Below are 14,078 nucleotides of genomic sequence, written 5' to 3'. Positions count from 1 at the left end.
CGGTGGCCACCGCCGCCCGCCGGGTCCGGCAGGTGGCCGCCGCGGCTCTGGTCGCCGTCGTCGTGGTGTGGACGTGTACGAGTGGTCCGGTGCTCCCCGATCTCTCGCACCGGCCCGGCCTCGCGCTCGGGTTGGCGGGCCCGTTCACCGAGGCGTCGTTGTACGCCGCGCACGAGGCGGGGGTGGTCGACCTCATCGTCGAGATGACGTGGCGGGAGGCCGAACCCGAGCCGGGGCGCTTCGACGACGCCTACCTCGCCCACGTCGGGCGGCAGGTGACCGAGCTGCGCACGGCCGGGTTCCGCGTGACCCTCAACACCGGCCTGCAGGACGCGCCGACCTGGGTGCTCGACCTGCCGGGTGGTCGGTTCGTCGACCAGCACGGCGAGGTCTACACCCGCACCACGACCCCCAACCTGGTGTTCAGTCCCGACGTGCGCGGGTCCGCCGAGGCGTACCTCGCGCACGTCCTCGGCGGCGCCGGCGGCCTGGGCCGCCAGGTGGACCTGGTGCGCGCGGGGGGCGGCGTGCTCGGCGAACTGAGCTACCCCTACACGTTCGGCCCGGACGGCCTGGTGCAGAACCGCTACTGGGCCTACGACGACCACGCCCGTGCGGCCGACCCGGTCGGAGCGTGGCGTCCGGGCGACCCGTCGCCGCACGGCGAGGCGCAACGCTTCCTCTCCTGGTACCTCGACGCGCTGGTCGACTTCCAGGACTGGCAGGTGGACGCGCTGCGCGCGGCGGGGTACCGCGGCCCCGTCGCGATGCTCTACCCGTCGCACGGCATGCGCCCGGGTGACTTCGACCGCGCGGTCGCGACCGACCTCCGCGGCACCAGCAGCGCCGAGGTGAACGGCGAGGTGCAACGCGGCTACGACTTCGCGCGTCAGGTCGCCGCGCTGCGCGATCCAGGCGTGATCGTGTACGGCACCTGGGCGGAAAACCTCGACACCGTCGGCTATCTGGCCGATCTCGCTCGCCGCAGCGGCCGCCAGGTGATGGCCGAGAACGCGGGCCCGATGTCGCCCGAGGAATTGACCGTTGCACTACGCAACGCTGCGGTCCACCGGCTTTCGGCGTTCTTCCTGATCCGTGCGAGTGACCTCGCCGATGCGTCGCACGGCCGGGCCGATTTCGCCGATGTCGGCCGCGCGTACCGCAGCGTCGCTCCCGACAGCTGACACGGGTCGGCCGCGGCGCCGGCCGCGCGGAGGCAGCGCTCAGCCGCGCCCGCGTCGCACGACACCACGTGCGACCTCGGCGTAGCGGCGGGCGGCCGAGGCGAGGCTGAACCGGGCGGCCTCGCGACGGTTGACCTCACCGAGCCGCTCCCGCAGCCCGGGGTCCTCGGCCAGGCGTACGAGGGCCTCGGCGTAGGGCTCGGGCTCGTGGCCCTCCACGACCCAGCCGTTGACGTCCTGCGCGACGATGCCCTCCGGCACGGCGTCGGAGGTGATGACCGGCAGGCCCGCCGCCATGGCCTCGACCAGCACCAGGCCGAAACTCTCGTACCGCGTGGGGAACAGCAGCACGTCGGCGGCGTGGTAGACGTCGGGGATCTCGCTGGGGTCGACGATGCCCCGCCACTCGACGCCCGGTTCGGGGTCGCCGGCCGGGACGCCCGCGACGACCAGGCGGATCTCGGGCACCTTCTCGCGTGCGAGGCGGACCGCGGCGATCGCGACGTCGAGGCCCTTGCGGTGCCCGGCCTGACCGACCCACACCGCGGTGAGCGGCTCGCCCGCGCGCGAGGCCCGCGGGGCGGCCAGCCGCTCCATGGTGCCGGCGTCGAGCGCGTTCTCGATCACGGTGACGGGCCCGTGGAAGCCGTACTCCGACGCGAGGTCCCGACGCACCATGTCGTGCACGGCGACCTGCTCGGTGCCCGTGAGCGCCCGACGTTCCTCGGCCGTCCGGAAGGCGGCCAGGGCCCGCGCGAGCAGGTTGCCCGAGGACCGCAACACCAGGTAGGGCTTGGCTCCGGCTCCGTGCCACACGACCACGACCGGCACGCGACGGGTCACGCCGAACAGGCGCAGACCCCAGACGCACTCCGGGCAGTGGACGAAGACGACATCGGCCGGGGTGCGCCGCAGGCGGTACCCCAGACGCAGCGAGGCGATGACGTCGCTGATGCCGTCGAGGCCCTCCAGCCGGTGCGCACCGGTGAACGCGGGAAGCGGTTCCACCGACCACGTGGGGTGCTGACGTCGGAGTTCGTGGGTGACGTCACGGACGACCCGCTCGACCCCACCGTGTTCGTGGTACGGACGGCGGATCGCCATGAGCACCCGCAGACCGGGCAGGTCCTCGCCGGCGTCGGGGACGTCGGCGGTGTCGTCAGGCAGCTCGGACACGTCGGTCACGGGGTCGACCCCGGGCGGTGGCGACCGGCCGCGACCGGCTCACTGGTGGAGACGGGCGCCGGACGCTCGGCCGCGCGCAGCCACGACGGCACCCGCGCCTTCTCGACGTACTCGTCGGCGACCAGCCCGAGGCGCAGGGCGAGCGCGAGGTAGACGACACCGGCGACGACGATGAGCGGCCAGGCGGCGAGCAGCGGCACGGCGGCCGCGACCAGCAACAGCGCGATCGTGGGGATGAGCGCGACGGCCCACCGGCCGAGGAAACGGACCGGGACACCGCCGGGACGCTGCACCCGCCAGTAGCCGGCCGTGAGCCCGACGGCGCCGGTCCACCCGCCCGCCAGGGCGGCGCCCGCAGCACCGGCGGGGCCGTAGCGGGGGACGAGGACGGCCAGGGCGACGAGTTCCACGAGGACCGCGACGGGGATGACGACGGCCGCGAGGCGCGCGCGGTCGAGGGCGAAGAGACCCTTCACCATGGTGTTCGTGACGATGATGCCGATCGTACCGAGGGCCAACAGACGCAGGACGAGGCTGTCGTCGCCGTAGCCGGCGGGGAAGAACAGGGCCAGCAGCGGACCCGGGACGAGCGCCATCACCGCGAGCAGCGGCACCACCACGAGGGGGACCCACCGGGCCGCGGCGAGCAGCCAGCGGTGCGAGTCCCACCGCGAGGTACGGTGTGCGGCCATGAACGGGAACACGGCGTCCACGAGCGCGTCGGCGACGAAGTAGCCGGCGCGGGCGAGGATCGAGCACGCCTGGTACGCGGCCACGGCCGCCGCACTCACGCCTGTCGCAGCGCCCACGACACTGAGACCGAGTACGTCGGCGGTGAGCAGCACGGTGAACCCCGCGGTGGCGATCCAGAACGGCACGGCGGCTCCGGCCGTCCGCAGCGAACCGGGTGCGCCGAAACCGGGCAGCACGCCCCGGAGGGCTCGCAACGCGATCACCGTCGCCACCGCCGACCCGGCGAGGAAGCCCGTCGTGACGCCGGCGGTGCCCGCGCCGAGCCCCACCACGAGAGCGATCGCGACAGCGCACTTCACGATGATCTCGACGCTCTGCATGGCGCCGAGGCCTCCGAAGCGGCGGGTGCCCTGCAGGGCACCGTTGAGGACCGCGTTGAACGACAGCACGACGATCTCGGCGGCGACGGTGGCCACGACCGCCGTCGAGTCCGTGGCGATGAGCCGCACGCCCCCCAGCTGGAGCACCACGAACAGCGTGGCCAGCACCGCGCCGATGACCACGTTGCCGATCACCGCCGTGCGGAACTGCCCCCGCGCCTCCTCCGGTGACGGGTTCTCGGCGAGGCGCAGCGCGAGCATCCACGGGAAGCCCGCGGTCAGGACCCCGGTGCTGAGCAGGAGGACGTTCTGGGCGGCCGCGACCGCGCCGAACTCCGACGGCAGGATCAGCCAGGTCAACGCGACGCCGAAGGCGTAGTTCAGCACCGCGCCGGTCGCGAACCGGATGACGAGGATGACGCCGCCCGCGCGGGCGGACCGTTCCGCGGTCAGCGCCGGCACGTCACGACCCCCACCGGGAGCGGGGCGGACGGAGGTCCCACGAGCGTCGGACGGGCTCCGGCGGGACCGGACTGGGTGCGGGACACGCCCCCCATGGTCCGGCACCCCCGGTTACGGGCGTGCGACGGGGAGGGGTCGACCCTCAGGTACGGACCCGTGGGGCGGTCGACAGGGTCGCGCCGGGCGCGCCGGGTCCAGCCGGCGGACCCCGGTCAGGCGCTCGTACAGGTACCCAGGTCGCCGTGGCCCTGCTCGATGTGGACCGCGGCCGAGGTCCGCAGCAGCTGGGCTCCCCGGCGCAGGCCCGGGACCTCGACCGGGTCGACCCGGGTCCACTGCTGCTCCTCCGCCTCCGCCTCGAGCACACGGGCGGCGTGCAACAGCGTCTGCAGCTCGGCGCACGCGTGCAGAGCCAGGTCGTCGGTCGCGGTACCGGGGGTGCGGGTCGCATCGCCGGGCGTGAACTGCTCGGTCATCACGGCCTCCGATGCTCGCTCCGGGCTGAGCGTGTCACCGGATTGTGCCGGAGATCGTCAGGATTTCAACCCGGAAGCTTCCACATCTGGGAGGGAGTTGTCCCACACTTCGCTGTGACAAGGGTCGTTCCGGGCGTTGTCACCCCACCGCGGGTGTCGAGGCAGAGCCCGGACGCCGAGTTGCGCAGGGTGGACCCCGCACCGGCGGCCCAGACCTGGGCCGGGGTGCCGTTGCAGGTCCACATGCGCACGGCTGCGCCGGGGGCGGTCGACCCGCCCGCGACGTCGAGGCAGGCCCCGAGCGCCTTCAGGGTGCCGTTCGACGCCACGGTCCAGCGCTGGGCCGCCGTCCCGTTGCACGTCGTCACCTGGGTCGCGACGCCGTCGCCCGTCCCGGCGCCGACGACGTCGAGGCAGGTCCCGCCCACAGCGCCCACGGGCCCGACCGCGACCGGCTGGGTGATGGTGACCCCGCGCACCAGGTGGGTGTCGGTCACCGCGCCGGTGCCCGCGGTGAAGGCGAGCAACGCGTGGGCGGGGACCGCACCGGTGGCCGTCAGGGGTGCCCCGCCGTCCAGACGCACGGCGATGCCGGTGCTGCTGAGCGCGACGTCGACCACGTGGGTGCCCGACCGCAGCGAGGTCGGTGCCGGTGCGGTGGCGAGGTAGGTCAGGGCGTCGCTGGCGGCGCCCTTCGCCCCCAGCGCGATCCCGATGAAGTTGCCCGACGGGTCCGCCGCGTTCTGGAAGGTGTCGAGGGTGACCGCGAGCCCCGGCAGCGAGCCGTAGCCGAGTGCCCCGCCGGCCTTGCCCAGCGCCGTCGGGCCGGCCTGGGCCGGGTCGAGCAGCGTGAACGTCATGCCGTCGCCGCCGCTGCCGCCCGAGAGCTGGGCGGTGAAGGTCACGTGCAGGCCGTCGGTGCGCACCGGGGTCGGGTAGACGACGCTGCCCGCCTGGTTCGCCACGGCGTCGGTGAGCACGGTGTCTCCGCCCGTCTGGTGGGCCGAGCCGTTGACCCGCCAGCCGCCCGCGGCGGGCGACGGCACCGGCACGGAGTCGGCCACCACGCCGGTCCCCTTCACCGTGACCGGCTGCGCACCGCGGCCGTCGTCACCGGTGATGAGGTAGGTGCCCGTGAAGGCACCTGCGGCCGTCGGCGAGAACGTCAGCGGCTGCTCGATGGTGTCGCCCGGCGCGAGCTGCTGCCCCTCCGACACCGGTTGCGTGGTGCCGAACGGGGCCGTGGGCGGCGCCGCCTTGGTCAGCGTCAGCAACAGGTTGCCGGTGTTGGCGATCTGGAACGAACTCGAGGCGGTGGCGCCCACCGGCACCGTGCCGAAGTCGACGGTCGTGGGCGTCAGCGTCAGGCGGGACGCGCCGGCGACACCGGTACCGGTGATCGGCACGCTGACGGTCCCGGTGTTCGAGGTGACGGTGAGGGCACTGCTGAACGACCCGGCCGCCGAGGGAGCGAACGTGACCGGGACGCTCAGGGCGGCGCCCGGCGCGAGTGTCGCACCCGCCGTCGGGAGCGCGGTCGTGCTGAACGGCGCCGTCGGACCCGTGGCCGACCGGACGGTGGTCGTCGCGGTGCCGGTGTTGGCGATGTTGACGTTCAGGGTGACCCGGCCCGTGGTCGGCACCGACCCGAACGCCAACGTCGGCGGCGAGGCGCCGAGCCCCGGCTGTGTGCCCGTGCCGTGCAGGTCGAAGGCCACGGTCCCGGTCGCACCCGAGGCGGTGCGCACGGTGAACGTGAGCGCGCCGGAGGCCGAGCCGGCCGCGGTGGGGGTGTAGGTCACGGGCACGCTGAAGGTTCCTCCCGCGGCCACCGCCGCGGGCAGCCCGGTTGCCGCCGCGCCGAAGGGTGCGGACGCGCTCACGGCCGTGACGGTCGCCGCCTGGGTCGCCGTCACGGTCACCGTCTTCGTCGCCTTCGCGCCGACGGCCACGGACCCGAAGTCGGTCGGTGACGCTGTCAGGACACCGGCGGCCGGGCGGCCGAAGCCGAACACCTTGCCGTCGCGGGTGCCGACGTACGCGCGCCCGTTGTCGGTCGCGACCTTGGCGAACTTCGTCGCGGTGCCGATGGGGGCGCTGTAACGCAGGTTCATGACGCCGTTGACGGGCACGGCGTCGTAGGCGCGCAGCTGGCCGTTCGAGCCGTTGGCCCCGCTCGCGTAGACACCCCACACCAGGGCGGACCCGGCCGTCGTCCCGCTGGACGTCACGGCCGGGGAGCCGGACGTGTAACCCCAGGTCGACACGCTCGTGCCCACCGAGGTCAGCGACGGCAGCCCGGCTCCCGACACCCCGACCTTGTAGGCGCGCAGGTAGCCGTTGTTCTCGATGGTGTAGACGTACCCGCCGCTGCCGCCGTAGAAGGCGGGCGAGCCCCACACGCCGTTGTACGGGCCGGCGGTCTGCAGCACGTCGTCCGTGGCCCCGGCGCCCTGGGCGTTCCCGCCGAGGTCGTCACGGTCGAGCAGGTACACCCGGCCGTCCTTGCCGACCTGGACCATCAGGTGCGGGTGGGCGGTGGTGCCGAACCCGTCGGGCAGGGCCATCGGGCCACCGGAACCGAGGTCGGCGTCGTCGCGGTCGAGGTTGGTGTTGTTGACCGGGCTGAAGAAGTCACCGGCCTTCATGGTGCCGTCGGCGGCGACGTCGACCCGGACCACCGACTCCCCCAGCGAGGCCGGCGGCCGCGAACCCGGACCGGCGGTCGGCGAGACCCCGTTGCCGGTGGCGAAGAAGATGCGCCCGGAACCGTCGGAGACCAGGCCGCCCCCGGACTGCCAGATCCCCGCGCCCGAGGCCCGGCTGAGCGACTGCGTCGCCCACATCGAGGTCTGCACGCCGGTGCTGGCGTTCACGCCGACGATGTAACCGACGTACGGGGCGTAGTCGCAGTGGCTCGCGAAACCCGCGTAGACGACGCCGTTCATGAGCAGCAGGCCCGGCCGCTGCATCGCGGTCTTGGCGTTGAACGGGTGGGTCGGGTCGTTCGTCGCGGCCCCCGCGATGGCGCGCGGGAAACCGTTGCGCTCTGCACCAGTCCGGATGTCGACGGCGTGCATGTACCAGGTCGGATGGTCGAGGTCCGGCCCGTCGGCGACCTTCGCGGTGAAGTACGCGGTGTGCGTGTTCGGATCGAGGACGGGGGTCGCGGTCATCCCGACGTTCGGCACCAGGTCACCGCAGCCGATCGCCGACGCCGGCCAGAACGGCCCCATGTCGCGCGACCACTTCACCGCGCCGGTCACCGCGTCCAGGCCGTAGGCCTTGTCGTTCTCCGTGACCGCGAGGACGGTGCCGTCGCCGACCACCGGCTGCGCGTAGATCTGACCGTCGAGCTGGGTGGCGAACAACTGACCGAAGTCGGAGCTCGACACCGCCGCCGGCGCGAGACCTGGTTCGTTCGGGTCCCACGCGGTCCGCAACGAGTCGTGCGACACCGTGGTGCTGTCGGCGCGCGCCGTCGGCGCGGCGGCCACGACCAGGCTCGCGCCGACGAGCGCGACGGTCACCGCCCGGGCGACCGCGGCACGGCGGGAAGGGGACAACAGGACGTGCAGGGGCGACATGAGACCTCGAGACCAGGGGTGCGGGGGATCAGCCGCCGCACGGCAACGTGTCGACGGGACACGGCGATGGTTGCACACCGCCACGGTCGTCCGAAGGCCCCTGGCTGTCCTTGTCGTGATCGTGACGTGCCGGAAACGTCGAGGGTTTCACCCTCGCACGACGACGTGGTGGAGTCTCAACCCACCGGGACGATGTCGGCCGCGCCGAGGCGGGCGGCGTCGGCGGTGGCGTCGTCGGGCTGCTTCTGCGACTCCCGCTCGGCCTCGACGCGGGCCACGTAGTGCTCGACCTCGCGCTCCACCTGTTCCGCTCCCCAGCCGAGCAACGGAGCCATGAGGTCGGCGACCACCGGGGCGGCCTCGACACCGCGGTCCCACGCCTCGATGGACGCGCGGGTGCGGCGGGCGAGGACGTCGTCGAGGTGGCGGGCGCCCTCGTGGGTGACGGCGTAGGGCACCTCGGCACGGAGGTAGTCGTCGGCACCGGGCAGCGGCTCACCGAGTGAGGGGTCCTCGGCGACGAGCGCGAGGACCTCGGAGATCAACGAGCCGTAGCGGCCGAGCAGGTGCTCGATCCGGGCGATGTTGAGCCCGGACGCCGAGGCGAGTTCGTACCGCGAGTTCCACACGCCGACGTACCCCTCGGCACCGGACAGCGGGATGTTCTCGGTGCACGAGTCCGGGACCTTGGTGTCGAAGCCGCGCACGGCCTCGTCGATCGCGTCCTCGGCCATGATCCGGTACGTCGTGTACTTGCCGCCGGCGACGACCACCAGGCCCGGTACGGGGTGCCCCACGACGTGCTCACGGGAGAGCTTCGAGGTGGAGTCCGACTCCCCCGACAGCAACGGCCGCAGGCCGGCGTAGACACCCTCGACGTCCTCGTGCCGCAGCGGTGACTTCAACACGGCGTTGACGTGCTCGAGCACGTAGTCGATGTCCGACGCCGACGCCGCGGGGTGGGCCTTGTCGAGGTCCCAGTCGGTGTCGGTGGTGCCGATCAGCCAGTGCCGGCCCCACGGGATGACGAACAGCACGGACTTCTCGGTGCGCAGGATCAACCCGGTGTCCAACTGCAGGCGGTCCCGCGGGACGACGAGATGGATGCCCTTGCTCGCCCGCACGTGGAACTGGCCCTTGGTCTCGGCCATCGACTGGGTGTCGTCGGTCCAGACGCCGGTGGCGTTGACGACCTGCTTGGCCAGCACGTCGAACTCGTGGCCGGTCTCGAGGTCGACCAGCCGTGCGCCGATCACCCGCTCCCCCGCCCGCAGGAAGTCCAGCAGGCGCACCCGGTTGGCCGCGTGCGCGCCGTAGGAGGCGGCGGTGCGGACGATGGTCATGGTGTGACGGGCGTCGTCGACCTGGGCGTCGTGGTACTGCACCGCGCCGACGAGCGCGTCCTTGCGGAGCGCGGGGGCGACCCGCAGCGCCTTGCGGCGGGTCATGTGCCGGTGGTGCGGCAGCGGCTTGACGCCGAGGGTGACGTCGGACGTCGCGGCCATGGCGTCGTAGAGCGCGATCCCCGAGCCCACGTAGGGCCGTTCCCACACCCGGTGGGTCAGGGGGTAGAGGAACGGGACCGGGCGCACCAGGTGCGGGGCCAGCCGGCCGAGCGAGAGCCCGCGTTCCTTCAACGCCTCGCGCACCAGCGCGAAGTCGAGCATCTCGAGGTAGCGCAGCCCGCCGTGCATGAGCTTGCTCGACCGCGACGAGGTACCGCTGGCCCAGTCACGGGCCTCGACGATGGCGGTCGACAGGCCCCGGGTGACGGCGTCGAGGGCGGCACCGGCGCCGACGACTCCCCCGCCGACGACGAGGACGTCCAGTTCACCGCCGTGTTCCATCGCCTCGATCGCGGCGAAACGGTTCTCTGGCGACAGCGCGGCAATCGGCACGGTGGGTCTCCCTCAGTGGTCCTGATCCCAGGGTAGGAGTACCCCTTCAGCGCGGGACGACGACGGTCGCGACCAGGCCGTCGTGGTCCGAGCGGGGGGCCGGCACGGTCGTGACCGACGTCGCCACCGGGCCGCGGGTGAGGACGTGGTCGATGCCCACCAACGCGGGCACCGACCGGTTCGACGGCCAGCTCCGGACCAGCCCGGCGCCTGCCTGCTCGGCGCCGTCACGCCAGCCGTCGACGAGCAGCCGCCGGAACCGGGCGTGGTCGACCGTGGCGTTGAAGTCCCCGGCCGCGAGCACCGGGCCCGGCGGCAGCGCGAGCAGCATCGTGCGGATCCGGTCCAGGTCCACGTACCAGGCGCCCGGGTCGCCCGGGAACGGCGACGACGGGTGCAGGGACAACGCGGTGAAGCTCGTGCCACCGGGCGTGCGGACCGCCGCCTGCACACCGGCGAGCCCGCGGTCGGCGAGCCGGACCGGGTCGGAGATCGGGTACCGGCTCCAGAGGCCGGTTCCGGCCGACTCCGGGCGCGCGTCGAGCACCGAGTACGGCAACAGGTCGTCGAGGCCCGCCCGCCGCAGACCGGCCACCGCGCCGGGGGTGAGCTCCTGCGCGGCGAACACGTCGACGTCCAGCGTGCGCAGTCGCTGCACGAGCCGGCCGGGTGCGGCCTCGCCGTAGAGCATGTTCTGGCTGAGCACCCTCACGGTCTCGCCCCCGGCCGGCGGGGTCCGGGCGACGAACAGGGGTCCGTAGACGACGATCTGACCGACGACGAGCAGCAGCACGGCGACGACCGAGAACCACCCGCGCCGCCACAGGTGCAGCACCAGCGCGACGACCGACAGCGGCGCGAGCACCCAGGCGCCGGCGGCCAGCAGGATGAGCGTCTGGTGGCCGGTGTCGAGGAAACGGGCGAGCAGCCCGAGCCCGGCGAGACCCGCGGCGATCCAGCCCAGCACCGCACCGACCACGCGGGCGACGGGGTGGCGGCGCCGGACCCGCCCGGCCGGGATCTCGTCCGGCGGCAGGAAGAGCGGCGGCCCGGCGGACGGCACGTCGGTCACCACCCCGACAGCGTGCCGGACGTGCGTGTCAGGTGCGTGACGGCGACGGGCGTCCTCTCAGGGCCGCCCGCCGAGACGTCCGATCAGTCCTCCTCGTCCACCCAGTCCAGGGTCTTGCTCACAGCCTTCTTCCAGCCGGCGTAGCCCTTCTCGCGCTGCGCGTCGGTCCACTGCGGGTCCCAGCGCTTGTCCTCGTCCCAGTGGTGGCGCACCTCGTCGGTGGACTCCCAGAACCCGACCGCGAGACCGGCCGCGTAGGCCGCCCCGAGCGCGGTGGTCTCCGCGACCACCGGCCGCGAGACCGGCACGCCGAGGATGTCGGCCTGCAACTGCATGGCCAACTCGTTCGCGGTGACGCCGCCGTCGACCTTGAGCACCTCGAGGGTGACGCCGGAGTCGGCGGTCATCGCGTCGGAGACGTCCTTGGACTGATAGCAGATCGACTCGAGCGTGGCCCGGGCCAGGTGGGCGTTGGTGTTGAAGCGCGAGAGGCCGACGATCGCGCCGCGGGCGTCGCTGCGCCAGTAGGGGGCGAACAACCCCGAGAACGCCGGGACGAAGTACATGCCGCCGTTGTCCTCGACCTGACGAGCGAGGGTCTCGACCTCGCTCGCGCCGGAGATGATGCCGAGCTGGTCGCGCAGCCACTGCACCGCCGAGCCCGTGACGGCGATGGAACCCTCGAGCGCGTACACCGGGTCCTGGTCGCCGAACCGGTAGCAGACCGTGGTGATGAGGCCGTGCTCCGACCGCACGATCTCGGTGCCGGTGTTGAGCAGCAGGAAGTTGCCCGTCCCGTAGGTGTTCTTGCCCTCGCCGGGCTGGAAGCAGACCTGACCGACCATCGCCGCGTGTTGGTCACCGAGGGCCGCGCCGATGGTGACGCCCTCGAGTTCCGACGGTCGGGAGACCGCCCCGAACGCATCGGGCGACGACGAGGAGACGATCTCCGGCAGCATCTGCTTCGGGATGCCGAGGAAGCCCAGCAGCTCGTCGTCCCACTGCAACGACTCGAGGTCCATGAGCATGGTGCGGCTGGCGTTGGTGACGTCGGTGACGTGACGACCGCCGTTGCGCCCACCGGTGAGGTTCCAGATGACCCAGCTGTCGGTGGTGCCGAACAGGGCGTCGCCGTTCTCGGCCGCCTCGCGCGCACCGTCGACGTTGTCCAGGATCCACTTGATCTTGCTGCCGGCGAAGTACGGCGCGGGCGGCAGCCCGGCCTTGTGCTTGATGGTCTCGGCGTGCCCCTCGCGCTCCAGCGCCGAGATGATCGAGGCCGTGCGGGTGTCCTGCCAGACGATCGCGTTGTAGTAGGGCCGACCGGTGTTCTTGTTCCACACCACGGTCGTCTCGCGCTGGTTGGTGATGCCGATGGCCGCGAGGTCGGACGGGTCCAGGTTGGCGCTGTTGAGCGCCGAGGCCATGGTCGACGCCGTGCGCTCCCAGATCTCGACCGGGTTGTGCTCGACCCACCCCGCCTTCGGCAGGATCTGCTCGTGTTCGAGTTGGCTGCGTGAGACCTCGCGGCCGTCGTGGTCGAAGATCATGAAACGCGTGCTGGTGGTGCCCTGGTCCACGGCACCGACGTAGTCGGCCATGATGCGGTCGCTCCTCCTCGAGCTGGGTGTTGCACGGGACAACGGTCGGTCAGATCGTGCGCTCCCGGGGGACCGTGCCCTGCTCCTCCGTCTCGGGCTCGGCGGTCGGGTCGACGTCGGGGTCCCGCGGTAGGAACCGTCCTATCAGAGCCTTGTAGGCGCCCGCACCCACCAGTCCGCCGATGAGCGGCCCGACGATCGGCACCCAGAAGTAGAGGTTGCCGTACTGGTCCCGGAACGCGGTGCCGTACCCGGTCAGGAACGAGGCGACACGGGGGCCGAAGTCGCGGGCCGGGTTGATGGCGTAGCCGGCGTCGGTGCCCCAGGCCATGCCGATGGCGACGACGAGCAGCCCGATCAGCAGGGGGGCGATGTTGGCGAGCGGCGGGCTGTTGCGCACGTCGGTGAGCGCCATGATCACGAACAGCAGGATCGCGGTGCCGATGATCTGGTCCCGCAACGCGCCGAGGTCACTGACCGGGAAGCTGCCGTTGCCGGGCAACGTCGAGAACACGCCCTGGGTCTTGATGGTGTGCCCCGGGTCGACCGCGGCGAGGGTCTCCGAGTAGTTCCACCGCACGAGCAGCGCGGCCACGAAGGCGCCGGCGGTCTGCGCCACGATGTACGGCGCGACCTTGCGCCACGCGAAACCCTCGAACACGGCGAGGGAAACCGTGACGGCCGGGTTGAGATGGGCCCCGCTGCGACGGCCCGCGACGTACACGCCCAGGGTGACACCCAGGCCCCACGCCCAGGTGATCGAGTCGTGGTCGCCGAGGCTGCCGTCGGGCGCCGAGAGCACCTGCGCCACGACGCCGTTGCCGAACAGGATCAGGATCATCGTGCCGGCGAACTCGGCCGCGAGCGCCCCGAGCAGGCCGGTCGTGCGTCGCCGTTCGGCCTCGGTCACCACTGCGTCGGCCACCGGCCACCGCCTTCCCACCCGTGCGCTCACCGTCGAACGCAGGACGTGGGTTACCCGCAGCGGGCACGATCGTCACGAACCGGGCAACATGCCGCACCCTCGCGAGCTGCCGCCGGTGCAACCTGCAACGGTCAGCGCCGGGACGCGACCAGTCCGCGGACACCGAGCACACCGATGGCGGTGCCGAAGACGATCGACACGACGATCAGCACGGCGTGCACGAGGAAGAACGCGGTGGGGCCGTCGGACCAGGAGCGGTCGTCGGCCCAGATGTTCTTGAGGAACGTCAGCCAGATGATCCAGCTCCACACGCCGAACAGCACCAGCGCGGTCGACACCGGGCGCGAGAGCCGCAGGCCACGGCGGGTGTCGGCGGGACGGTCGGAGGTGGTGGTCACCCCTCCATCATCGCGCGGGCGGGCTCCCGGGCTGCCCGTGAGGTTCCCGGGCCGGGGCGCGGACACGTCCTACGCTCTCCCCCATGTCACGGCGGGGACTGCTGGCCGTCGTCGCCGCGGCGCTCGTCGTCACCGTCGGCGCGCCGGCCGCCGCCGCCGACCCCGTCCCGACCCCCAGCGCACCGCGCCCGACCTCGACCGCGGCGTCGCCCGAGGC

General features: G+C 72.7%; 10 protein-coding genes. 1 reads left to right on the top strand and 9 read right to left on the bottom strand.

Translation table 11 applies throughout. The features are described 5' to 3' along the window. Positions 1-2: 2 nt before the first annotated feature. Positions 3-1,184 (top strand): hypothetical protein, encoded by a 1,182-nt coding sequence (locus tag ACXR2U_RS12270; protein ID WP_458825317.1) that lies wholly within the window; start codon positions 3-5, stop codon positions 1,182-1,184. 39 nt (positions 1,185-1,223) lie between these two features. Here the strand turns inward: ACXR2U_RS12270 and ACXR2U_RS12265 are convergent, their stop codons facing one another. From ACXR2U_RS12265 to ACXR2U_RS12225, 9 genes are all read right to left on the bottom strand, one after another. Further along, positions 1,224-2,369, bottom strand: a complete 1,146-nt coding sequence (locus tag ACXR2U_RS12265) for a glycosyltransferase family 4 protein (protein WP_458825316.1) — start codon at positions 2,367-2,369, stop codon at positions 1,224-1,226. Beyond that, entirely contained in the window at positions 2,366-3,904 is a 1,539-nt protein-coding gene (locus tag ACXR2U_RS12260) for an MATE family efflux transporter (RefSeq protein ID WP_458825315.1), read from the bottom strand. The genes ACXR2U_RS12265 and ACXR2U_RS12260 overlap by 4 nt, the downstream gene beginning before the upstream one ends. 212 nt (positions 3,905-4,116) lie before the next feature. Then, positions 4,117-4,380: a hypothetical protein gene (locus tag ACXR2U_RS12255; protein ID WP_458825314.1), complete on the bottom strand. Its 264-nt coding sequence runs from the start codon at positions 4,378-4,380 to the stop codon at positions 4,117-4,119. Between the two features lie 65 nt (positions 4,381-4,445). After that, positions 4,446-7,967 (bottom strand): choice-of-anchor D domain-containing protein, encoded by a 3,522-nt coding sequence (locus ACXR2U_RS12250; protein ID WP_458825312.1) that lies wholly within the window; start codon positions 7,965-7,967, stop codon positions 4,446-4,448. Positions 7,968-8,143: 176 nt separating this feature from the next. Further along, positions 8,144-9,865, bottom strand: coding sequence for a glycerol-3-phosphate dehydrogenase/oxidase (locus tag ACXR2U_RS12245; protein ID WP_458825311.1), 1,722 nt, complete (start codon positions 9,863-9,865; stop codon positions 8,144-8,146). Between the two features lie 46 nt (positions 9,866-9,911). Next, complete coding sequence (locus tag ACXR2U_RS12240; protein ID WP_458825310.1) at positions 9,912-10,940, bottom strand: endonuclease/exonuclease/phosphatase family protein; 1,029 nt, start codon at positions 10,938-10,940, stop codon at positions 9,912-9,914. 80 nt (positions 10,941-11,020) lie between these two features. After that, positions 11,021-12,538, bottom strand: a complete 1,518-nt coding sequence (glpK, locus tag ACXR2U_RS12235; protein WP_458825309.1) for a glycerol kinase GlpK — start codon at positions 12,536-12,538, stop codon at positions 11,021-11,023. Between the two features lie 49 nt (positions 12,539-12,587). Next, positions 12,588-13,463 carry an MIP/aquaporin family protein gene (locus ACXR2U_RS12230; RefSeq protein ID WP_458825307.1) on the bottom strand — a complete coding sequence of 292 codons (876 nt, stop codon included), beginning with the start codon at positions 13,461-13,463 and terminating at the stop codon, positions 12,588-12,590. 131 nt (positions 13,464-13,594) lie between these two features. Beyond that, positions 13,595-13,819, bottom strand: coding sequence for an SCO4848 family membrane protein (locus ACXR2U_RS12225; protein WP_458825384.1), 225 nt, complete (start codon positions 13,817-13,819; stop codon positions 13,595-13,597). Between the last annotated feature and the right edge of the window lie 259 nt (positions 13,820-14,078).

The organism is Jatrophihabitans sp. YIM 134969 (assembly GCF_054456675.1).
This window is presented reverse-complemented; position numbering and strand designations above follow the sequence as displayed.

Coding starts and splice junctions, on each gene's coding strand:
- ACXR2U_RS12250 (WP_458825312.1), bottom strand. CDS start 7,967: ATGTCGCCCCTGCACGTCCTGTTGTCCCCTTCCCGCCGTGCCGCGGTC.
- glpK (WP_458825309.1), bottom strand. CDS start 12,538: ATGGCCGACTACGTCGGTGCCGTGGACCAGGGCACCACCAGCACGCGT.
- ACXR2U_RS12255 (WP_458825314.1), bottom strand. CDS start 4,380: ATGACCGAGCAGTTCACGCCCGGCGATGCGACCCGCACCCCCGGTACC.